Source organism: Shewanella sp. UCD-KL12, from assembly GCF_001957125.1.
In the GTDB taxonomy this organism is placed as follows: Bacteria; Pseudomonadota; Gammaproteobacteria; order Enterobacterales; family Shewanellaceae; genus Shewanella.
In genome coordinates, this window is sequence record NZ_MPHJ01000003.1 from 117,943 (window position 1) to 139,069 (window position 21,127).

Sequence of the window (21,127 nt, forward strand, 5' to 3'; positions counted from 1 at the left end):
GTGGAAATTTATAGCACAGAAGAACAACAAGTAGATGCTATCAAACAGTTCTGGAAAGATTATGGTAGCTCAGTAGTTGTGGGCGCTGTGGTTGGTCTAGGCGGCCTATTCGGCTGGAACTACTATTCAGATCATAAAGTGGCTCAAGCTGAGTCAGCATCGGAAGCTTTTCAAATTGTTAGTGCCGGTTACTTAACAGATAGCAGTATGCTTACTGCTGCTGAGAACTTTGCTAAAGACCATAGCCAAAAAGGTTATCAGTCTCTGCTAGAGCTGCTTGTCGCTAAAGCTGCTGTTGAAGCGGGTGACTTAGAAAAAGCAGAAGCGACACTAAAAAGTGTTGTAGCTTCTTCTGCTGATAAAGGTCTGGTTATGGTTGCGACTATGCGTTTAGCGCGTGTTCAAGCTGAACAAGGGCAAGTTGCAACGGCTATCACAACATTAGAGCAGGTATCTGATCCTGCATTTACTGCGCAAAGAGATGAGCTTAAAGGTGATTTCTATGTGCGTAAAGGCGACGAAGAGCAGGCTAAAGCTGCTTATCAAGCGGCTGTTAATGGTGGTGGCGTGACTGCAAGCCCTGCGCTGCAGATGAAGCTAGACAATTTAAATAAGGCATAAGGAAACGCCCATGAAGTCTTGGTGCAAAACACTACTCGCATGTGGTCTGAGTATCGGCCTGTTATCTGCCTGTTCATCTAGTGATGTTGAAGAGGAACCAATCAGTCCTTTACCTGAACTGACGGCATCGGTATTTCCTGAAGTCACTTGGAGTGCAAGCGTTGGCAATGGCGTCGGGGATTACTACTCGCGTCTTCGTCCTGCTGCTCGATACGACAAACTTTTTGTTGCCGATCGTTATGGTCAAGTCGTTGCTTTTGACGAAGCAACAGGTGAGAAAGTTTGGAACAAAGATTTTAGTTCAGCTTTTAAAGATAATATCTTAGCTAAAAATAAAGGTGCAAAGCTTGCTGCTGGTGTAACAGCTGCAAGGGATATGCTGTTTATTGGTGGTGAAAGTGGCTTACTTGGCGCTTTAGATGCTGAAACTGGTGATACTAAGTGGTCTGTTATTGCAGGCGGTGAACTGCTTTCTGCACCCACGGTAGCTGAAGATGTTGTTGTGGTGAGCACCAGCTCTGGAACGCTTGAAGCGTTTAAAATCGATGACGGAGAAAAACTTTGGGCATATGAGTCAAAGCTACCGACCTTAACCCTTCGTGGTACTGGTTCTGCTGCGTATGAGTCTGGTGGATTTTTCGTTGGCACGGCTGATGGTAAAATAGCTGTTGTTATCAAAAACAACGGTCAACCAGCTTGGGAACAAGCGATTTATACGCCAAAAGGTGGTAACGAGTTTACTCGTATGGCTGATATCGATATGCAGCCATTGATCATCGGTGAAAACCTGTACGCTGTAAGTTATAACGGTAACTTAGTGTCAATGGAGCTAAGAACAGGCCGTGTGGTTTGGACACGTAAATATTCAAGTTTCCATGAGCTTGCAAGTGCTGGTGTTAATTTGTTCCTTGTCGATGATCACAGTCGAATTTACTCTGTTGACAGACGTAATGGTTTAGAAAGCTGGAGCAATACCGAGCTGACTAACCGTACTTTGACATCAGCGGCCACTTATAAAGAGTATTTAGTTGTCGGTGACTTCGAAGGTTATCTACACTTTCTAAATAGGTCGACAGGCGAGCTTGTCGGAAGAGTTCAAGTTGATGGCTCTGGCTTGTTTAGCAAACCTTTGGTCGTAGGTGATAATATATATGTTCAGACTCGCGATGGAAAAGTTGCTAGAATAACGCTTCCGTAAGCTTTATCTGAATTGATAAATAGCCCTCGGAAGTTGTTCCGGGGGCTTTTTGTGTTAAGTGTTGTTGAAAAATGCACGTCTATTTGACCTGAAAATGTAGGCGAAACGTGCATTATTTATATTTAATAGTTTTTGAAATAGTTGATTAGAGGCAAAAAAATGATTCCAGTTGTGGCCCTTGTTGGGCGACCCAATGTAGGTAAGTCGACCCTATTTAATCGCCTTACGCGCACCAGAGATGCTTTGGTGGCCGACTTTCCTGGGCTAACTCGGGATCGTAAATATGGCCGAGCTCATCTTTCTGGCTACGAGTTTATCGTAGTGGATACCGGTGGTATCGATGGTACCGAAGAGGGGATTGAGACTCACATGGCTGAGCAATCTCTGGCGGCTATCGAAGAGGCTGACGTAGTACTCTTCTTAACTGATGCTAGAGCGGGTCTAACTGCTGCCGATCAAGCGATTTCAGAGCACCTTCGTCGCCGTGAAAAAACTACCTTTGTCGTTGCTAACAAGGTCGATGGTATTGATGCTGATTCAGCGTGTGCTGAGTTTTGGGCGTTAGGTTTAGGTGAAATCTATCAAATGGCTGCAGCGCAAGGTCGCGGCGTAACCAATATGATTGAGTATGCACTCGCCCCTTATGCTGAAGCCCTTGGCCTTAACCGTGACGGTGAAGGCGAAGAGAATGAAGAAGAGCGTGAGTACACTGAAGAGGAAGCGGAAGCTGAGCAAAAGCGCTTACAAGACCTGCCTATTAAGCTTGCCATTATTGGTAAGCCAAATGTGGGTAAGTCGACACTGACGAACCGAATTTTAGGTGAAGAGCGTGTCGTTGTTTATGATGAGCCTGGTACTACGCGCGACAGTATCTACATCCCGATGGAGCGAGAGGGGCGTGAATACGTGCTTATCGATACAGCTGGTGTACGTCGTCGTAGCAAGGTTCATGAGACTGTTGAGAAGTTCTCGGTCATTAAGACGCTAAAAGCGGTAGAAGACAGTAACGTAGTACTACTGATCATCGATGCGCGAGAAGGTATCTCAGAGCAAGATCTTGGTCTGTTAGGTTTTGCATTGAACGCAGGACGTGCACTGGTTATTGCTGTCAACAAGTGGGACGGTATCGATCAAGAGATTAAAGATCGTGTTAAGAGTGAACTTGACCGTCGTTTAGGTTTTATCGACTTTGCGCGTATTCACTTTATTTCAGCGCTACATGGAACAGGTGTTGGCCATCTTTATGAGTCAGTTGAAGAAGCGTATGACAGTGCTACACGTCGCGTCAGTACTTCTATGCTAACTCGTATCATGCAGATGGCTCAGGATGACCATCAACCACCATTGGTGAATGGTCGCCGAGTTAAGCTTAAATATGCCCATGCCGGTGGTTACAACCCACCAATCGTGGTTGTTCACGGTAATCAGGTTAAGCGACTCCCTGATTCGTACAAACGCTTTATGATGAATTACTACCGTCGTTCATTGAAAGTGATGGGCACACCAATTCAGGTGCGTTTCCAAGATGGTGGCAACCCGTTTGAAGGGATGAATAGCAAGAAGCTAACAGTCAGCCAAGAGCGTCGTCGTAAGCGTATGATCTCGCACATCCGAGACAAAGATAAGAAATAGACTCTACTCTCTATAATCACGTTTACCTATAAAAGCCAGCCTAGTCATCTAAGCTGGCTTTTTTGCACATGGAAGTGCTTATCCCCGGGCTACAGGAGGTAGCAGGAGGGGGGTTGTACATGGAAGTGCTTTTCCCCGGCCACACGAGGTAGAGGAGGGGCTCTTCCTCTTTCGCTGTGCCATTCCCTTCATACTCAGTGACACCTACTGACATAATGCTGTCAGTAGTGCTATGACATACTCCTAACCATCATAAATTAAATGGAAATAGTGGCATGGAGCATCAAGTTAGCACTGCGGTAAAAATGAACGTATCAGCAGAAAAGGTTTGGGGGATATTGGATGATTTTGCTGGGGTCGAGAAGTTTAGTATCGGTGTTAAAAGCTCCCCGATTATCGGTGATAAACGTTCAGGCTTATCAGCTAAACGTCATTGTCAGTTTTATGATGACACCAGTGTGGTTGAAGAAATAATAGAATATGAAGCAGGCACGAGCTTTAAAGTGGTGCTTACAGAATTTACGATGCCGATGAAGACCATGTATGCAGGCTTTAAGGTGATAAAGCTGAGCGAAACCAGTTGTGAAGTTTCTATGTATATGACGTACAAAGTAAAGTACGGCCTAATAGGGGCTTTATTGGGATTAATGATGCGCTCAGTGATGAAAGGTGTTCAAAAGAAATTACTTTCAGGTTTAGCCCATCACGCTTTTACTGGCAAGAATATTGGCAGTGAGCTTCCGACCAATTTAGCGCCAGCTCTTTTGCTAGATTAAATGACAGCATCTAGGTAAGAGTTAGCGCCTTGTCTTCTATAAGCTACGGTTTTTTAAGGCGATTAAAGCACTTTAGATTGCACTTCACCTTTTAGTAGTTTTGTTGTCAGCACATCGCCAGCTGAAGCATCTGCTGCTGAGGTTAGCACTTTACCATCAGCATCTTGGGTTATGCTGTAACCTCGACTTAATGTCGCCAGAGGGCTAACAGTCTCTAATTGATGAGCACTGTATTTCAGGTGTTTTTCGCTGTTGCTTAGTTTCTCTTTGATGGTGTCTTTAAGTCTTGAGCTTAAGTAACTGAGTCGTTGGCTTTCTAAATCTAGCTTGTTTTTAGGTGATTGTTGGTTTAGCCGATGAGTCAGTTGCTGCTGTTTCAAGGCAAGGTTAGACAGTTTTTTCTCCATAGCAGCGTCAAGCCTGAACTGCATTTCATCGAAGCTTTGCTCATATTGCTCTAGACGACGCTTAGGGTCTAGACGTTGTAGTCGATGGTTGAGGTTATGCATACGACTATGGGTCTTTAACTGGTAGTGCTGCCAACTCTGTTTAAGTCTTGATAGACATAACTCAAGTTTCTCACGTTTGTTTTCAGCATCTTTTGAAAGCAACTCGGCGCCTGCTGAGGGGGTCGGTGCTCGAACATCGGCGACATAATCACTGATGGTTGTATCAACTTCATGACCAACGGCTGAGATAACCGGCAGGGCGCTGTTATAGATAGCATGGGCTAAATCTTCGCTGTTAAAACACCATAGGTCTTCCAGTGAGCCGCCGCCGCGTGTAAGCAGTAGTACATCGACTTCTAATCTAGCATTGGCGATATCAATTGCATTACATATCAACTTGTCAGCCCCTTCACCTTGTACCTGAGTGGGGTAAACGACCACCTCTATGGAGGAGTCGCGCCTTGCTAGTACATGGAGCACATCTTTAAGCGCTGCGCCTGTAGCAGATGTGATAACACCAATTTTTTGTATGTTTGATGGGATAGGGCGCTTGGTTTCTGCGGCAAATAAACCTTCAGCAGCCAGCTTCATCTTAAGCGCTTCATATTGTTGTGCTAGCAAACCATCGCCAGCTGGAAGCATCGACTCAAGAATTAACTGATAGTCGCCCCTAGGTTCGTAGACACTAATCGCTCCTTTAACAAGCACCTGTTGCCCGTTAACGGGTTTAAAGGTGACACTGCGATTACGTCCTTTGAACATGGCGGAGCGAATTTGAGCATTATTGTCTTTTAAAGTGAGGTACCAATGGCCAGAGCTGGGAGATGCAAAGTTGGAAACTTCGGCATTCAACCAGATTTTACCCAGTTCACCTTCGAGAAGTTGCCTAACTTCGCCATTGAGGCGTGAAACCGTGTAAACGTTATTTTTTGGTGTTTTCATACAATTTTTACTGCTAATGGCACTTTTTTACTATTTTCCATTTACCAAGTGAAATATGCAAGGTATAATCTCGCCGCAATATTTCACCTCCAAACCTACTCTATTTGGGAGATGTTGCCATGCTACGTTTAAAGAAAGAAGCACTTACCTTTGATGATGTGTTACTTGTTCCTGCACACTCGACCGTACTCCCTAATACCGCCGTTCTTAAGACTCGTCTAACTAATAAGATCGAACTCAATACTCCTATTGTGTCTGCAGCCATGGATACCGTGACTGAAGCTCGTTTGGCAATTGCCATTGCACAGGAAGGTGGTCTTGGTTTTATCCATAAAAATATGACGATCGAGCAACAGGCCGAAGAAGTTCGTAAAGTTAAAATTTACGAAGCGGGCATTGTACAGCAGCCTGTCACAGTCACACCAACCACAACGCTTGCAGATCTTAAAGTGCTGACACAGCGAAATGGTTTTGCAGGTTACCCTGTAGTCAATGAAGCCAACGAACTTGTTGGTATCATTACTGGCCGTGACGTTCGCTTTATCACTGACTGGAGCCGTACAGTTGATCAGGTTATGACACCTAAAGATCGTTTGGTTACCGTTCCTGAAGGTACTAAGCTAGATGAAGTTCAAACGCTTATGCACTCACATCGTGTTGAGAAAGTATTAGTGGTTGATAATAACTTCAAGCTAAAAGGTCTTATCACAGTAAAAGATTTCCAAAAAGCTGAGCAAAAGCCTAACGCTTGTAAAGATGAGCTAGGCCGTCTTCGAGTTGGAGCCGCTGTAGGCGCTGGTGCTGGTAACGAAGAGCGTGTCGACGCACTTGTTAAAGCCGGTGTTGATGTGTTGCTTATCGATTCATCACACGGACATTCTGAAGGCGTTCTTCAACGCATTCGTGATACTCGTGCAAAATACCCTGAACTACAAATTGTTGGCGGTAATGTGGCAACAGCTGAAGGCGCATTAGCGCTTGTTGAAGCCGGCGTTAACGCTGTTAAAGTGGGTATCGGCCCAGGTTCAATCTGTACTACACGTATTGTGACTGGCGTTGGTGTGCCTCAGATAACAGCTGTTTCTGATGCGGCGACAGCCATTAAACATCTAGATATTCCTGTTATCGCTGACGGTGGCATTCGTTTCTCTGGTGACTTAGCTAAAGCACTAGCTGCTGGCGCGTCATGCATCATGGCAGGTTCTATGTTTGCAGGTACAGATGAAGCGCCGGGCGAGACTGAACTCTACAATGGCCGTGCTTACAAGTCATACCGTGGTATGGGTTCACTTGGCGCAATGACTCAGACACAAGGTTCATCAGACCGTTACTTCCAAAGTGATAACGCTGCTGACAAGCTTGTACCTGAAGGTATCGAAGGCCGCGTTGCATATAAAGGTAAGCTTAAAGAAATTATTCACCAGCACATGGGCGGTTTACGTTCATGTATGGGGCTTACAGGTTGCGCGACAATTAAAGAGCTCAATGAAAAAGCTGAGTTTGTAAAAATTACTTCTGCTGGTATGGGTGAATCACATGTACATGATGTGACTATCAGTAAAGAAGCGCCAAACTACAGTTCTGGTTCATAACTTAGGTTAACAACGATTGTTTAAACGGGCGACTTTGAGTCGCCCGTTTTAAATAACCATTTTATGCCAATCTCAAGTCAGTTAAACCATGAGTTGAACTTAGACTGAGATTGATACCGAAAATTAGATAAACAAATAAGGTTTCCCATGAGCAATATTCATGAGCATAAGATCCTCATTTTAGATTTTGGATCTCAGTACACACAACTCATCGCCAGACGTATCCGTGAGATCGGTGTTTACTGTGAACTATGGGCTTGGGATGTTACTGAAGAGCAGATTAAAGGTTTTGCACCGAACGGGATAATCCTCGCCGGCGGACCTGAAAGCGTAACTGCTCAAGACTCTCCGCGTGCCCCTGAGTATGTATTCAATGCTGGTGTGCCAGTACTTGGTATCTGTTATGGCATGCAGACAATGTCTGAGCAACTTGGTGGTAAGGTTATCCAAGGTGTAGGTGAAGGTGAATTTGGTTACGCTCAAGTTGAAGTACAGACTGAGTCTGCGCTGTTTAAGAGCATCGAAGATGCTATCAGCGAAACGGGTAAGCCTTTACTTGATGTTTGGATGAGCCATGGTGATAAGGTTTCAGCTATCCCTGAAGGTTTCGTGACTGTTGCTAACACTGAGACCTGTCCATTTGCCGCAATGGCCAATGAAGATAAACAGTTTTATGGTGTACAGTTCCACCCTGAAGTGACTCATACTCGCCAAGGTAAACGTATGCTAGAGCACTTTGCTCTGGATATCTGTCAATGTGAGGCGAACTGGAAGCCTGCTTCAATTATTGAAGATGCGGTTGAGAAACTCAAAAAGCAGATTGGCGATGACGAAGTTATCCTTGGGCTATCTGGCGGTGTTGACTCATCAGTTGTGGCTATGCTGCTTCACCGCGCTATTGGTGACAAGCTAACTTGTGTCTTCGTTGATAACGGCTTACTACGTCTAAATGAAGCGCAGCAAGTGATGGATATGTTCGGCGACCATTTTGGACTGAATATCGTTCATGTGGATGCTGAAAATCGCTTCTTAGATGCGATGAAGGGCGAAGCGGATCCTGAAGCTAAGCGTAAGATCATCGGTCACGTATTTGTTGATATCTTCGATGAAGAGTCGAAGAAATGTGCTAATGCTAAATGGCTAGCACAGGGCACTATCTACCCGGATGTTATTGAGTCTGCAGGCAGTGCAACAGGTAAGGCACACGTGATTAAGTCACACCATAATGTGGGTGGCTTGCCAGATGATATGGAGCTCGGTCTTGTTGAGCCACTGCGTGAGTTATTTAAAGATGAAGTTCGCAAGATAGGCTTAGAGCTAGGTCTACCATACGACATGCTTTACCGTCATCCTTTCCCTGGACCTGGTCTTGGTGTACGAGTATTGGGTGAAGTGAAGAAAGAGTACTGCGACCTACTGCGTCTTGCCGATGCTATCTTTATCGAAGAGTTACACAAAGCTGAGCTATACCATAAAGTGAGCCAAGCATTTACTGTTTTCTTGCCTGTTCGCTCTGTTGGTGTGATGGGTGATGGCCGTAAATATGATTGGGTTGTATCTCTACGTGCTGTTGAGACTATCGACTTTATGACGGCACATTGGGCACATCTTCCATATGACTTCTTAGGCCGTGTTTCTAATCGAATCATCAATGAGATTGATGGTATTTCGCGTGTGGTTTACGATATTTCAGGTAAGCCACCTGCGACAATCGAGTGGGAATAATCAGTTTAATTACTGAATAGATAAAGGGCACCTAATTAGGTGCCCTTTTTTGTTTTCTTCCCTAAACCACATACTTCAGTAGGTGGTTACCATCCATAGCGGTCAGTGATTTAGTAGAGCCTATAGGGATATATCAAGGGCGACTTGCAGGTGTACAGTAACTAAAGCTCCCTTATAGGGAGTCACTTTAAAGCCACCTTCTTCAGAAGGTGGATGATTTACATTTTCTCCACCGCGCCGACTTACTTGAATATCATGGATTAACGCCAGCCATTTGAACATAATCTCTACCAGCCGCTTTAGCTTGATAAAGGGCTTTATCTGCCCGCTTGATGGTCTCAGACAGTTTAAGTTTTTCTGAAGCAGATGTTGCTACGCCAATGCTCGTGGTGACTTTTAGGCTCGTATTGTTAGCCTTAAAAAGGTGCTGCGAAACTTGATATTTAATTTTTATGGCAAGCTCTAGGCAAGCCTCTTCATTAGGCTGTTTGCAATAGATTAAGAACTCCTCTCCACCCCAGCGTGCAATTATCTCATTATTGGTGAGTTGGTTAAGTAAGATGTTTGCTACCTCTTTTAGGACATTGTCTCCAGCGGAGTGGCCAAAAGTATCATTAATCACCTTAAAGTTATCTAGGTCTAAAATCATGACACAGTCCAAAAGGCCTGTAACTTTATACTTAGATATTTGGCTCATGGCCGCTCGTCGATTAAGTAATCCAGTTAATGGATCGGTTGCAGCTAGCTTCATAAGATGCTTTATCTGATTTTTATGATATTTAGCCCATAAGCCGACGCCGATAAGCACACTGATTAAACCAATGGTTGCAAATAGGTCTTCTATGGTGGCTAGTGGTGCTTGATTCATGTCATAAAAATCATCGATTAAGTTAAGAAGATTGCCAAAGTAAAGTGCGCAGACCCCAATAAACAGGGGTAAGTAAATCTGTTGTTGATCTTTTATGGATTCAATCAAAAATAGTAGGGTAAGGCAGATAATGACTCGAATAGCTTCGGCCTGTAGCTCGATACTTAATTGAGTATTTATTAGCTCTGCATTGTGGATGATAAAGAAACTCATCAGTAATGATAACGCTAATATAAAGAACTGTTTGCTAAAGCGAGAGAACATTATTTATCCATCAGCAAAGGATTAACTCTCAGTATAGTTAGAAATGATTTATTCGTTAGAAACTATGGCTTTCAAAGGTATAATACCGAGTGAGATATTGAGGAGGGTAGAGATTGGAACAACGAGATAGAGATAGGCATTTTATGCAACTGGCCATGCAACAAGCGCAAGAAGCTGAAAAGCGTGGTGAAGTGCCTGTTGGGGCGATTTTAGTGAAAGGCGATGAAGTGATCGCTGTAGGCTCAAATGATTGTATTAATCAGCACGACCCCTCTGCGCATGCTGAGATGCTATGCCTGCGACAGGCTGGTCAAGTGGTTCAAAATTATCGGCTGCTTGATACAACACTCTATGTCACCTTAGAACCTTGTGCTATGTGCGCTGGTGCGATTGTCCACTCTAGAGTTGAACGCTTGGTTTTTGGGGCAACAGATGAGAAAACCGGCGCGGCGGGGACTGTTCTTGATTTGGTTAGGCACCCGGCGCTCAATCATCAGCTAGAGGTGACTCAAGGGGTACTGGCTGATGAATGCAGTGAGCAATTAAGCCAATTTTTCAGGCGTAGGCGAAAAGAGAAAAAAGCGCTGAGAAAGCAGCAAAAAGCTGCGGAAGCTCAAAGCAGTAATTAAACTTACTGCGATCTGAAGGGGAGTCATTACTGCTCATTAGGTTTGATAAATACAAAGAACATCTTTTGACGGCTCATGGTGCGTAAATGGCGAGACCTTTGCTGGGTTCTTCTTCTTGAAGAGATAAATCTTAGTCTATTTCTTTTCATCTTCTTTCCTCATTCACCAAGATTTTAGTGATGTTATTAAGCTTATGTGCGGATAAAATTGGATGTTGCTGCAGTAAGGTTTACTGGGGCTGAGCGCCTGTTAATGCTTCACTCTCTTCACTTGAGCGCTCTACCATTTGAGTTTCCTCTTGGCGAGCTTCCTCGTCTTCCATAAGTTTGTTTTGGTTGTCTACCCAGACCAATGTATCGTAATAACGGCGGATACTGTCAACGTAATGAACCGCTTCGTTACCGCGAGCATAGCCATATCGGGTTTGCTTGTAATACTTTCGCTTATGAAGCAGAGGCAATACCTCTTTAAGGTCCCGCCAAGCACTGGGGTTAAGCCCCATAGATTGGGCGAGTTTCCTTGCATCCTCAACATGACCATAGCCGATGTTATAAGAGGCGAGCGCAAACCACATCCGCTGATTATCAGGGATGGACTCAGGCAGCCTTTTCAAAATATCGTTGAGATACTTTGCGCCACCTTTAATACTTTGCTCCGGGTCAAGCCTGTTATCGATCCCCACCTGCTTTGCTGTAGGCAGAGTTAGCATCATTAAGCCCCTCACACCCGTTGGAGAGCGCGCATTAGGGTTCCAATGAGACTCCTGATAAGCAGTGGCTGCCAGTTTTCGCCAGTCTATCCCATCGGCGTAGTGGATAAATTTATCTTTATATTTAGGTAACTTGTTATCAATGGCACGTAAAAATGCCCGAGTATCGACATAATCGAAGCGTTTTACATGAGCAAAATATTTCTCATTGAGGTGAGCTAAGGTTCCTTTTCGCTTTTCCTTGTGCCAAAAGCTGAGTAGGTTGCTCATCAGCTGATCGCTATTTTTTGGCGGAATGAGCCAAACGATAGCCTGCTTTTCACGTAGGACAGGCCCTGCACGTAGCTCTGGCATAAAACGGCGATTAATATCAAATGTTGTTGAGTCAGCAATAGTATAAGTGAGCTCACCCCTGGCAATCATCCCCATCAACTCTTCACTGTCTTTATCTTTCTCTTGTTCCCATAGCAGCTCAGGGTACAGCTTTTGTAGTTGAGATAGTGTTTCAACAAATGATGAATCTGTTGTGACAGTGATATGATCTTTCAGTTGAGAGATATCACGCGGAATGCTCGTCCCCTGTTTGTAGACCAAAACTTGATTAACTCGATAAAGTGGCGGCCCTAAACGGAACTGCTCTCGGCGGTTTTTAGTATCGGCAAGCCCGGCTGCGATAAGGTCTATTTCTCCGTTCTCGAGTGCCTTATACAGTTCACCGATATTAGAGTAGGGCAGCATTTCTAATTCAAGCTTGAGAAAATTGGCAAAACGCGTTGCCATCTCATAATCAAACCCCGCGTCACCTTGCCCTGTTTTTACGTACACTTGAGAACCATAAAGTGTACCGACTTTCAGTGAGGTTTTAATGATTGGGGGCGTGAGTTCTGTTTGTTCCACAGTTACCTTCTGGCAAGAAGCCAGCAGGATCACAGTGAGTAAAACAAACAAGAGTCTCTTCATATATCGCTTATTTCTCTACATTTTTCAGGAAGACAGCGGGTGATTATATCATATCGATTGGTAACTGAATAAAAACTGATTGATGGTGAAGTTTTATCAATATTTTTCTGTATCGGTTTTAAGAAACAATAGTTAAATTATGGGCTAATTTTTATATATTTCCTCCCCATATTGCTGATGATTTACTCATTTTAAATTAGATTGATTTTGCGTAATAGGAAACACTGTTTTCAGTAGATACTTCGGGTGATTTGTCTGTCGCATTTCCTTATAATGTCGCCAGATCTGACCCTGCAATTATAATCTATAAGGTGAAATGACGTGATGGAGATCATCCGCGGAGCCCCTGCTTTATCAGTATTTAAAGTTAAGAAGTTAATGGAAGCCTGTGAAAATGCAGCACTTCCTATATCTGATATTTATGCTGAGTACATCCATTTAGCCGATTTGACTGAGTCTCTAGACGAGAGTGAAACTCAGCAACTGGAAAAACTCCTTACCTATGGCCCAGCAATTGAAGCTCATGCGCCAGAAGGTTCACTTCACTTTGTTACTCCACGTCCAGGAACTATCTCTCCTTGGTCATCTAAAGCTACCGATATTGCCCACAACTGTGGACTCAATAAGGTTAAGCGTTTAGAGCGTGGTATTGCCTACTATGTACAGTCTGAGACTCTAACTAGCGATCAGCAAAAGGCGTTAAACGCGTTACTGCATGACCGTATGGTTGAAGTTATCATGCCAGCGTTCAATCAAGCTAATGTGTTATTTGCTCAAACTGAACCTAAAGTCGTAACCAGCGTTAATATTTTAGGCGAAGGACGCAGTGCACTGGAGCTTGCTAATAGCCAACTTGGTCTAGCGCTTGCGCCAGATGAGATTGATTACCTTGTCGAGAACTTTATAAAACTTGGCCGTAATCCAAATGATGTCGAGTTAATGATGTTTGCTCAAGCAAACTCAGAGCATTGTCGTCATAAGATTTTTAACGCAGATTGGACCATAGATGGCGAAGTTCAGCCAAAATCTCTGTTCAAGATGATTAAAAACACGTTTGCTAAAACTCCGGATGGTGTTTTATCAGCGTATAAAGATAATGCAGCGGTAATGGAAGGTTACACTGCAGGTCGTTTCTTCCCAGAAGATGACGGTGTGTATAGCTACCATCCAGAGCCTATGCATATCCTAATGAAGGTTGAGACCCACAATCACCCGACGGCTATCAGCCCATATCCTGGCGCTGCTACTGGTTCTGGTGGTGAGATCCGTGATGAAGGTGCAACGGGTCGAGGCTCTAAGCCTAAAGCGGGTTTAACAGGCTTTAGTGTTTCAAATTTAAAGATCCCAGGCTTTGTTCAGCCATGGGAAGCTGATTACGGTAAGCCTGAGCGTATCGTTACTGCACTAGATATTATGACTGAAGGGCCATTAGGTGGCGCTGCATTTAATAATGAATTTGGTCGTCCGGCACTATTAGGTTATTTCCGTACCTATGAGCAGGAAGTCAGTAGTCATAACGGTGTAGAAGTACGTGGATACCATAAGCCTATTATGCTTGCCGGTGGTCTAGGTAATATCCGTGAAGAACATGTCCAAAAAGGTGAGATCACCGTAGGTGCTAAATTAATAGTACTTGGTGGCCCTGCGATGAATATTGGCCTAGGTGGCGGTGCTGCCTCTTCGATGACTTCTGGTGAGTCAAATGAAGATCTTGATTTTGCCTCTGTTCAACGTGAAAACCCTGAGATGGAGCGTCGTTGCCAAGAGGTTATTGATCGCTGTTGGCAGATGGGTGATAACAACCCAATTCAATTTATCCACGATGTGGGCGCGGGTGGGCTTTCGAACGCTTTTCCTGAACTCGTTAATGATGGCGACCGTGGCGGCAAGTTTGAGCTAAGAAATGTGCCATCAGATGAGCCAGGAATGAGCCCATTAGAGATCTGGTGTAACGAATCTCAAGAGCGTTACGTTATGTCTGTAGCGCCGGAGAATCTTGCGACATTTACTGCGATCTGTGAGCGTGAACGTGCACCATTCTCTGTGGTTGGTGTCGCGACTGAAGAGCGTCACCTATCACTGAGTGATGAGCACTTTGAAGATAAGCCTATCGACTTGCCCCTTGAAGTTCTATTAGGTAAAGCGCCTAAGATGAGCCGTGATGTGGTAAGTGCTAAGGCTGAGTCTCCTGCAGTTGATCAAAGTAAAATTGTGTTGAAAGAAGCGGTTCGCCGTGTTCTTAGACTGCCAACTGTTGCTGAGAAGACCTTCTTAATCACAATTGGCGATCGCAGTGTAACAGGTCTAGTTAATCGCGATCAGATGGTCGGCCCTTGGCAGGTTCCGGTTGCTGATTGTGCTGTAACGGCATCAAGTTTCGACTCTTACACCGGTGAAGCTATGTCTTTGGGTGAGCGTACGCCGCTTGCACTACTTGATTTCGGCGCATCAGCACGTATGGCTGTTGCTGAGTCAATCATGAACATTGCTGGTACTGATATAGGTTCATTTAAACGCATTAAATTATCAGCTAACTGGATGTCTGCAGCAGGTCACCCGGGTGAAGATGCTGGTCTTTTTGAGGCAGTTAAAGCGATTGGTGAAGAGCTATGTCCTGAGCTTGACCTCACTATCCCTGTCGGCAAAGACTCAATGTCAATGAAGACAGCGTGGGAAGATAATGGCACAGATAAGTCGGTGACTTCACCTATGTCTCTGGTTATTACAGCCTTTGGCGCAGTCAAAGACATCCGTAATACAGTGACACCTGAGCTTCGCAGCGATAAAGGTGAGACTGAGCTATTACTTATCGACTTAAGTGCAGGGAATAACCGACTTGGTGGCTCTTGCCTTGCTCAAGTTTATAGTGAACTCGGTGATAGTGCGCCAGATCTGACAGATTCAAGTTTACTACGCGGCTTCTTTGAAGTGATTCAGCCTCTTGTCGCAAGCCAAGATGTTATTGCTTATCACGACCGTAGCGATGGCGGCCTTTTAACCACGCTTGTTGAGATGGCTTTTGCTGGCAACACAGGTCTTAATATCGATCTTGCAGATGTAGAAGGTTCAGATATCGAGCGACTCTTTAATGAAGAGCTCGGTGGTGTCATTCAAGTTAATGCCGCTCAAAGTGAAGCTATTATTGCTAAGTTCAATGCCGCTGGAGTTGCATGTCATGTTATCGGTGGATTAACGACGGATGATACGATTACTATCAATGACGGTGAGCGTGAGCTACTCGTTGAATCTCGTACAGAGCTAAGAACTATCTGGGCTGAAACAACCCATAAGATGCAGTCTTTGCGTGATAACCCAGATTGTGCCGATGAAGAGTTTAAGCTTAAACAAGATGCTAAAGAGCCAGGTTTAACAGCAGCGCTAACGTTTGACCTTAATGAAGATGTGGCTGCGCCATTTATTCTCAAAGGTGCTGCACCTAAGATGGCTATTTTGCGCGAGCAAGGTATCAACTCACACCTTGAAATGGCTGCGGCTTTCGATAGAGCAGGCTTTGAAAGTCGTGATGTTCATATGAGCGACATTCTTAGTGGCCGCGTAACCCTTGATGAGTTCCAGGGCCTAGCGGCTTGTGGTGGCTTCTCATATGGTGATGTACTAGGAGCGGGTGAGGGCTGGGCTAAGTCTATTTTGTTTAATGCACGAGCACGTGAACAGTTTACTCAATTCTTCGAGCGTGAAGATAGCCTATCTCTTGGTGTATGTAATGGCTGTCAGATGCTTTCAACTCTGAAAGATATTATTCCTGGTACCGAGCATTGGCCACGTTTTGTTAGAAACCGCTCTGAGCGCTTCGAAGCGCGAGTTAGTTTGGTTGAAGTACAGAAGAGTCCATCTATCTTCCTTGAGGGGATGCAGGGTTCTCGTATGCCAATAGCTGTATCCCATGGAGAGGGGCGTGCTGAGTTTGCAACACCTGAAGCGATGGCTTTAGCTGAAGCATCAGGCACTGTTGCACTGCGTTATGTGAACGGAAAAGGGGAAATTGCGACTCAATATCCGCAAAACCCGAATGGTTCGCCTAATGCGCTTTCTGGGATCTGTAGCTCTGATGGTCGTGTAACGATAATGATGCCGCACCCTGAGCGAGTATTCAGAACTGTTGCTAACTCTTGGCATCCAGATGCCTGGGGCGAGGATAGTCCATGGATGAGAATGTTCAGAAATGCGCGTGTTAAGCTTGGCTAATATCTTGCTTTCAAAAACTGCAGCTCAAGGTACTAATTTACTATAACCTTAAGAAAACTGCCTTAAAAAGAGCTCCTAAATTTTAGGAGCTCTTTTTTTTTAGGTTTACACTTGAAAATCATATCTTTTAAATCATACTCTTACATTTACATTAGTGTGTAAGCAATGACTAAACATCTATAAATATAGCGTTGGCAACATATCTAATTCAAACCAGTAAAAGTGTAAATTCGCTATCCAGCGATGTGACAACTATTATATAAGGTGATGCTAAATCTGGCTGGTTAATTCATCAGTAAAGTGGGAATTTAATGCTGTAGATATAGAAAAGCCCCCTCACTTAAAAAGAGAGGGGGCCGTTTTGCGCTAACAAAACTTCAAGTAAAGCGGTTACTACATTGAGAGGTTAAAGCTCTCGAGCAGTATAAAGTTCAACAAAAACACGCTTGTAGTTAGTTGCTAAACGATTAAATAAGTTTTTCATTGTGATATCTCCACACAGTTAATAGTGATGTGAGCGGAGTGGAACTAAGCCGGGCTACTTCACCGGTTTGTTAGTCTTCTCCTGAGCACGGGATAGATAATATTACTGTTTGAGTGAGTTATCAAACGAGAAAAATTGATATTAATCATTAGTAAATCTATTGATAAATTAGATTCAATTGTTTTCAATAAATTAAGGTTGTCATAACCATCTGTTTTTAAACTGATTTTGTTGTTGTTGTTAATTTGTCCGGATAAAATAATTAATCTGTTACTTGTTAAATCTTTTGGTTTTTACGCTTTGGTGGTCTATTTGCTGGTAGAGTTTGTAAATAGTTGTTTAACCCATTGCTTTGAGGGTTCCTAGCATGCTTTTTTGGGGTTGTCTATCTTGTTGGGGGGTGAACTGTGTGCTTAGCCACAAAACCCGCTTTATCCAATCTGATTGATTGATTTGAATCAATTTTGAATGGTATAAAATAGGGGTTAGGAATTAATTTTTCTTTCGTTAAATAATTGATTATTAAGATTTTGGCCAATATTTGTAGTGATTTGTCGTTCTGGTTGTCACAAAGATAATGCTTGTTGTGAGCTTGGTCACAATACGGGGTGGTTGCAGCGGTTTTATCTGTAATTCAGCCTATTTATAAAAAAAGTTATGTTTAGCCGCTTTTACCGCATTTTTGCGTGTAAATACTAATAAAATTCTCAATAGGCACTTTTTATGATTGATGGGGATCTAATCATAAAGAGTGATTGCACCACCTAAGGAGTCACTAATGATTTTAGAAGAGGTTGTTGAGCTATCGCGCTTCCAGTTTGCGATGACAGCTATGTATCACTTCTTGTTTGTTCCCTTAACTTTGGGTCTTGCCTTCCTGCTTGCAATCATGGAGTCACTTTATGTGATGACTGATAAGCAGATATATAAAGATATGACCAAGTTTTGGGGTAAGTTATTCGGTATCAACTTTGCACTTGGCGTAGCAACTGGTCTTGCTATGGAGTTTCAGTTTGGTACTAACTGGTCCTATTACTCTCACTATGTAGGTGATATTTTTGGGGCCCCGCTTGCTATTGAAGGCCTGATGGCATTCTTCCTTGAGTCAACCTTAGTAGGTATGTTCTTCTTTGGTTGGGACCGATTCAGTAAACGTCAACATTTGGCTGTTACTTGGTTAGTCGCGCTAGGTTCCAATATGTCAGCACTGTGGATTCTGGTTGCGAACGGTTGGATGCAGAACCCAATCGGTTCAGTCTTTAACTACGAAACGATGCGTATGGAGATGACCAGTTTTGCTGATGTTATCTTTAACCCAGTGGCTCAAGTTAAGTTTGTTCACACCGTGGCGTCGGGATATGTTGCCGGTGCAATGTTCGTACTATCGATTAGCTCTTACTACATCTTGAAAAAGCGTGACTTACCTTTTGCTCGTCGCTCATTTGCTATTGCTGCAAGTTTTGGTATGGCCTCAATCCTTTCTGTGATCGTGCTAGGTGATGAATCTGGTTATAAAGTTGGTGAAGCGCAGCGCGTTAAGCTAGCGGCGATTGAAGCTGAATGGCACACAGAACCTGCTCCTGCTGCATTCACTGCAGTTGGTTTCCCTAATCAAGAAACTCAAGAAACAGATTTTGCTATTAAGATCCCGTATGCAATGGGAATCATTGCAACACGTTCGCTTGATGAAGAAGTAACAGGGATTATTGACCTTATTGATGAGCATGAAGTTCGTATCAGAAATGGTATGGAAGCTTATGCCATGTTAACTAAGCTTAGAGCTGGTGAAGAAACGCCAGAGCTACGCGCAGCTTTTGAAGAAGCTAAAGTTGATTTAGGTTATGGCCTATTACTTAAGCGTTACACTGAGAACGTTGTGGATGCGACTGAAGAGCAGATCAAGGCCGCGGCTAATGACTCTATTCCAAATGTTGCACCACTGTTCTGGTCATTCCGTGTGATGGTTGGTCTTGGCATCATTATGTTGTTTGTGTTTGCTGCAGCGTTTTGGCAGAGCACACGACATAAGATTGATGAGAAGCCTTGGGTGCTTAAGGCTGCGCTTTATAGTTTACCACTTCCGTGGATTGCGATTGAGTGTGGTTGGTTTGTTGCCGAGTATGGTAGACAGCCTTGGACTATCTCGGAAGTTTTACCGACCTTCATGTCAGCATCGAGTCTAACGGTTAGCGATCTTTGGTTCAGTATTATCTCAATTTCACTGTTTTACACTGTGTTGTTAGTTATCGAGGTGTTCTTGATGGTTAAGTTCGCTCGTCAAGGTCCAAGCTGTATGAAGACCGGTCGCTATCACTTTGAAAAACTAGATGCTTAAGCAGGAGATCTGATTATGTTTGATTATGAAATGCTAAGAGTTATCTGGTGGGCATTGATTGGCGTCTTGTTCATTGGGTTTGCTGTCACTGACGGTTTCGATATGGGGGTGGGTGCACTCCTGCCTATCATAGGTAAAGACGACACTGATCGCCGTATAATGATTAACTCGATTGCCCCTCACTGGGATGGCAACCAAGTTTGGTTAATCACAGCCGGTGGTGCATTATTCGCTGCTTGGCCTATGGTGTACGGTGTATCTTTCTCCGGCTTCTACGTTGCTATGATGTTGGTGCTATTTGCTTTGTTCCTGCGTCCAGTGGGCTTCGACTATCGTTCAAAGATAGAAGACCCTAGATGGCGTAAGACTTGGGATTGGGCGCTGTTTGTTGGTGGCTTTGTTCCGCCACTGATCATAGGTGTGGCATTTGGTAACTTGTTGCAAGGTGTTCCATTTAACTTTGATGAGTATTTAAGAGCGACTTACCATGGTGGTTTCTTTGGCTTATTAAATCCATTTGGACTCATTGCAGGCCTAGTTTGTGTCAGTATGTTTATGATGCAAGGTGCGACATGGCTACAGATGAAGACTGAAGGTGAGCTAAGAGTTCGTGCCGCTAAAGCTGCTCAAGCTTTTTCTGCGCTACTATTTGTACTCTTTGGTGCTGCTGGTGTTTGGTTAGTTAATGGTATCGACGGTTATGTGATCACTTCAGCTATTGATACGTATGGCATCTCAGACCCAACACTTAAGACTGTTGCTGTAGAGTCTGGTGCTTGGCTTGCAAACTATGACAAGTATCCAATCACTATGTTATTCCCTGTATTGGGCCTAGTAATGCCATTACTGGTGCTGTTATCTAGCCGCATCAACCGCAGTGGTTTTGCCTTCTTGTTTAGCTCACTAGCAATTGCAGCAGTGATTTTAACGTGTGGCGCTGCTATGTTCCCATTTGTTATGCCGTCTTCACTAGAGCCAAATGTGAGTTTGACTATGTGGGATTCGACTGCCAGTGAGATGTCACTGACTGTAATGACATGGGCTGCAATCATCTTTGTTCCTATTGTACTTACTTATACTGTGTATACGTATCTGAAGATGTTCGGGCGTTTGTCGCGTGAATTTATCGAAAACAATAAGACGTCACTTTACTAATAGGAGCCATAAAGTATGTGGTATTTTGCTTGGATATTAGGTATTTTGCTGGCGTGTTCATTCGGTATTATCAATGCGCTTTGGCTTGAAAATACAGAAAACATGGATAGAGATACTGAAGAACAAGATTAATGCTGTTATAGAAAGTATTAATTGAGTATCAGTTAAAGCCTCGCCCTTTTTACAAAGTGGCGGGGCTTTTATTTTTTGGGGGAAGGATAAGGGGTATGGGCAAGGATAAGAAAAGGTTTTTGTTTGCCTTACAGCCTTACAAGAGTTTTTAGAGCTTATCTAACTCCCTGGCTGCATCTAAGGCCAGAAGCAACTCACCTTTTTGTAAACGTGCAACCTCTTGCCAGTGTTCGCCCTCAAGCGCTCCTACAAGTGCATAGAGCATATTTATACCTGGTTTTATTCCTGCATGCTCTAGTCTTATCATAGCGGTTACTGGGCCAGTACTTGCCAAATCATCTTTAGTGAATATACCTATTTTAGCCACAGTGCTGGTTTAGGGCCGAGCCCCGGCAGGTTTTCAACGTTCAATGCTTGCCCCCATTTGGAGTGACTTAAAACAGGTGTGGC

At 43.9% G+C, this 21,127-nt stretch carries 17 protein-coding genes; 11 read left to right on the forward strand and 6 right to left on the reverse strand.

What is annotated here, in order from left to right; all coding sequences use genetic code 11:
* The 4 genes from BM736_RS08270 to BM736_RS08285 all read left to right on the forward strand — a co-directional run bounded on the left by BM736_RS08270 (position 1) and on the right by BM736_RS08285 (position 4,227).
* Positions 1 to 621: a tetratricopeptide repeat protein gene (locus tag BM736_RS08270; protein WP_076410785.1), complete on the forward strand. Its 621-nt coding sequence runs from the start codon at positions 1 to 3 to the stop codon at positions 619 to 621.
* Positions 622 to 631: 10 nt separating this feature from the next.
* Positions 632 to 1,819 (forward strand): outer membrane protein assembly factor BamB, encoded by a 1,188-nt coding sequence (gene bamB / locus BM736_RS08275; RefSeq protein ID WP_076410787.1) that lies wholly within the window; start codon positions 632 to 634, stop codon positions 1,817 to 1,819.
* Between the two features lie 159 nt (positions 1,820 to 1,978).
* Complete coding sequence (gene der, locus BM736_RS08280; protein WP_076410789.1) at positions 1,979 to 3,451, forward strand: ribosome biogenesis GTPase Der; 1,473 nt, start codon at positions 1,979 to 1,981, stop codon at positions 3,449 to 3,451.
* A 275-nt stretch (positions 3,452 to 3,726) separates the two neighbouring features.
* Positions 3,727 to 4,227, forward strand: coding sequence for an SRPBCC family protein (locus tag BM736_RS08285; RefSeq protein WP_076410791.1), 501 nt, complete (start codon positions 3,727 to 3,729; stop codon positions 4,225 to 4,227).
* A 62-nt stretch (positions 4,228 to 4,289) separates the two neighbouring features.
* Here BM736_RS08285 and xseA read toward each other — a convergent pair whose 3' ends face one another.
* Positions 4,290 to 5,618 carry an exodeoxyribonuclease VII large subunit gene (xseA, locus tag BM736_RS08290; RefSeq protein ID WP_076410793.1) on the reverse strand — a complete coding sequence of 443 codons (1,329 nt, stop codon included), beginning with the start codon at positions 5,616 to 5,618 and terminating at the stop codon, positions 4,290 to 4,292.
* A 119-nt stretch (positions 5,619 to 5,737) separates the two neighbouring features.
* Here xseA and guaB point away from each other — a divergent pair, with 119 nt between their 5' ends.
* Both guaB and guaA read left to right on the forward strand, forming a co-directional pair.
* Positions 5,738 to 7,210 carry an IMP dehydrogenase gene (gene guaB, locus BM736_RS08295; RefSeq protein ID WP_076410795.1) on the forward strand — a complete coding sequence of 491 codons (1,473 nt, stop codon included), beginning with the start codon at positions 5,738 to 5,740 and terminating at the stop codon, positions 7,208 to 7,210.
* A 147-nt stretch (positions 7,211 to 7,357) separates the two neighbouring features.
* Positions 7,358 to 8,935 carry a glutamine-hydrolyzing GMP synthase gene (gene guaA, locus BM736_RS08300; protein WP_076410797.1) on the forward strand — a complete coding sequence of 526 codons (1,578 nt, stop codon included), beginning with the start codon at positions 7,358 to 7,360 and terminating at the stop codon, positions 8,933 to 8,935.
* A gap of 120 nt (positions 8,936 to 9,055) precedes the next feature.
* On the opposite strand, the gene BM736_RS25135 is transcribed toward guaA, so the two are convergent.
* Together BM736_RS25135 and BM736_RS08305 are read right to left on the reverse strand one after the other, a co-directional pair.
* Positions 9,056 to 9,217 (reverse strand): hypothetical protein, encoded by a 162-nt coding sequence (locus BM736_RS25135; RefSeq protein ID WP_179079027.1) that lies wholly within the window; start codon positions 9,215 to 9,217, stop codon positions 9,056 to 9,058.
* Positions 9,189 to 10,067: a GGDEF domain-containing protein gene (locus BM736_RS08305; protein ID WP_076410799.1), complete on the reverse strand. Its 879-nt coding sequence runs from the start codon at positions 10,065 to 10,067 to the stop codon at positions 9,189 to 9,191. Before BM736_RS08305 ends, BM736_RS25135 begins: the two co-directional genes overlap by 29 nt.
* A gap of 113 nt (positions 10,068 to 10,180) precedes the next feature.
* On the opposite strand from BM736_RS08305, the gene tadA reads away from it, so the two are divergent.
* Entirely contained in the window at positions 10,181 to 10,696 is a 516-nt protein-coding gene (gene tadA / locus BM736_RS08310; RefSeq protein WP_076410801.1) for a tRNA adenosine(34) deaminase TadA, read from the forward strand.
* A gap of 26 nt (positions 10,697 to 10,722) precedes the next feature.
* On the opposite strand, the gene BM736_RS25400 is transcribed toward tadA, so the two are convergent.
* Both BM736_RS25400 and mltF read right to left on the reverse strand, forming a co-directional pair.
* On the reverse strand, positions 10,723 to 10,845 hold the full coding sequence (locus BM736_RS25400; RefSeq protein WP_256717762.1) for a hypothetical protein: 123 nt from the start codon (positions 10,843 to 10,845) through the stop codon (positions 10,723 to 10,725).
* Positions 10,846 to 10,925: 80 nt separating this feature from the next.
* Positions 10,926 to 12,365: a membrane-bound lytic murein transglycosylase MltF gene (gene mltF / locus BM736_RS08315; protein ID WP_076410802.1), complete on the reverse strand. Its 1,440-nt coding sequence runs from the start codon at positions 12,363 to 12,365 to the stop codon at positions 10,926 to 10,928.
* Positions 12,366 to 12,689: 324 nt separating this feature from the next.
* On the opposite strand from mltF, the gene purL reads away from it, so the two are divergent.
* From purL to cydX, 4 genes are all read left to right on the forward strand, one after another.
* Positions 12,690 to 16,571, forward strand: coding sequence for a phosphoribosylformylglycinamidine synthase (gene purL, locus BM736_RS08320; RefSeq protein ID WP_076410804.1), 3,882 nt, complete (start codon positions 12,690 to 12,692; stop codon positions 16,569 to 16,571).
* 1,262 nt (positions 16,572 to 17,833) lie between these two features.
* Positions 17,834 to 19,390 (forward strand): cytochrome ubiquinol oxidase subunit I, encoded by a 1,557-nt coding sequence (locus BM736_RS08325; protein ID WP_076410805.1) that lies wholly within the window; start codon positions 17,834 to 17,836, stop codon positions 19,388 to 19,390.
* 15 nt (positions 19,391 to 19,405) lie between these two features.
* Complete coding sequence (cydB, locus tag BM736_RS08330) at positions 19,406 to 20,545, forward strand: cytochrome d ubiquinol oxidase subunit II (RefSeq protein ID WP_076410807.1); 1,140 nt, start codon at positions 19,406 to 19,408, stop codon at positions 20,543 to 20,545.
* A 15-nt stretch (positions 20,546 to 20,560) separates the two neighbouring features.
* The gene (cydX, locus tag BM736_RS08335) at positions 20,561 to 20,677 is read left to right on the forward strand and encodes a cytochrome bd-I oxidase subunit CydX (RefSeq protein ID WP_076410809.1); all 117 of its coding nucleotides are present in this window, start codon (positions 20,561 to 20,563) and stop codon (positions 20,675 to 20,677) included.
* Positions 20,678 to 20,825: 148 nt separating this feature from the next.
* On the opposite strand, the gene BM736_RS08340 is transcribed toward cydX, so the two are convergent.
* The gene (locus BM736_RS08340; RefSeq protein WP_083699975.1) at positions 20,826 to 21,044 is read right to left on the reverse strand and encodes a TfoX/Sxy family DNA transformation protein; all 219 of its coding nucleotides are present in this window, start codon (positions 21,042 to 21,044) and stop codon (positions 20,826 to 20,828) included.
* Between the last annotated feature and the right edge of the window lie 83 nt (positions 21,045 to 21,127).

Excerpts from the sequence above, each read along its gene's own strand:
- BM736_RS08325 (WP_076410805.1), top strand. The coding sequence starts at position 17,834 with ATGATTTTAGAAGAGGTTGTTGAGCTATCGCGCTTCCAGTTTGCGATG.
- BM736_RS08305 (WP_076410799.1), bottom strand. The coding sequence starts at position 10,067 with ATGTTCTCTCGCTTTAGCAAACAGTTCTTTATATTAGCGTTATCATTA.
- bamB (WP_076410787.1), top strand. The coding sequence starts at position 632 with ATGAAGTCTTGGTGCAAAACACTACTCGCATGTGGTCTGAGTATCGGC.
- cydB (WP_076410807.1), top strand. The coding sequence starts at position 19,406 with ATGTTTGATTATGAAATGCTAAGAGTTATCTGGTGGGCATTGATTGGC.
- purL (WP_076410804.1), top strand. The coding sequence starts at position 12,690 with ATGGAGATCATCCGCGGAGCCCCTGCTTTATCAGTATTTAAAGTTAAG.
- BM736_RS25400 (WP_256717762.1), bottom strand. The coding sequence starts at position 10,845 with ATGAAAAGAAATAGACTAAGATTTATCTCTTCAAGAAGAAGAACCCAG.
- xseA (WP_076410793.1), bottom strand. The coding sequence starts at position 5,618 with ATGAAAACACCAAAAAATAACGTTTACACGGTTTCACGCCTCAATGGC.
- BM736_RS08285 (WP_076410791.1), top strand. The coding sequence starts at position 3,727 with ATGGAGCATCAAGTTAGCACTGCGGTAAAAATGAACGTATCAGCAGAA.
- mltF (WP_076410802.1), bottom strand. The coding sequence starts at position 12,365 with ATGAAGAGACTCTTGTTTGTTTTACTCACTGTGATCCTGCTGGCTTCT.
- BM736_RS25135 (WP_179079027.1), bottom strand. The coding sequence starts at position 9,217 with ATGTTCAAATGGCTGGCGTTAATCCATGATATTCAAGTAAGTCGGCGC.
- der (WP_076410789.1), top strand. The coding sequence starts at position 1,979 with ATGATTCCAGTTGTGGCCCTTGTTGGGCGACCCAATGTAGGTAAGTCG.
- cydX (WP_076410809.1), top strand. The coding sequence starts at position 20,561 with ATGTGGTATTTTGCTTGGATATTAGGTATTTTGCTGGCGTGTTCATTC.
- guaA (WP_076410797.1), top strand. The coding sequence starts at position 7,358 with ATGAGCAATATTCATGAGCATAAGATCCTCATTTTAGATTTTGGATCT.
- guaB (WP_076410795.1), top strand. The coding sequence starts at position 5,738 with ATGCTACGTTTAAAGAAAGAAGCACTTACCTTTGATGATGTGTTACTT.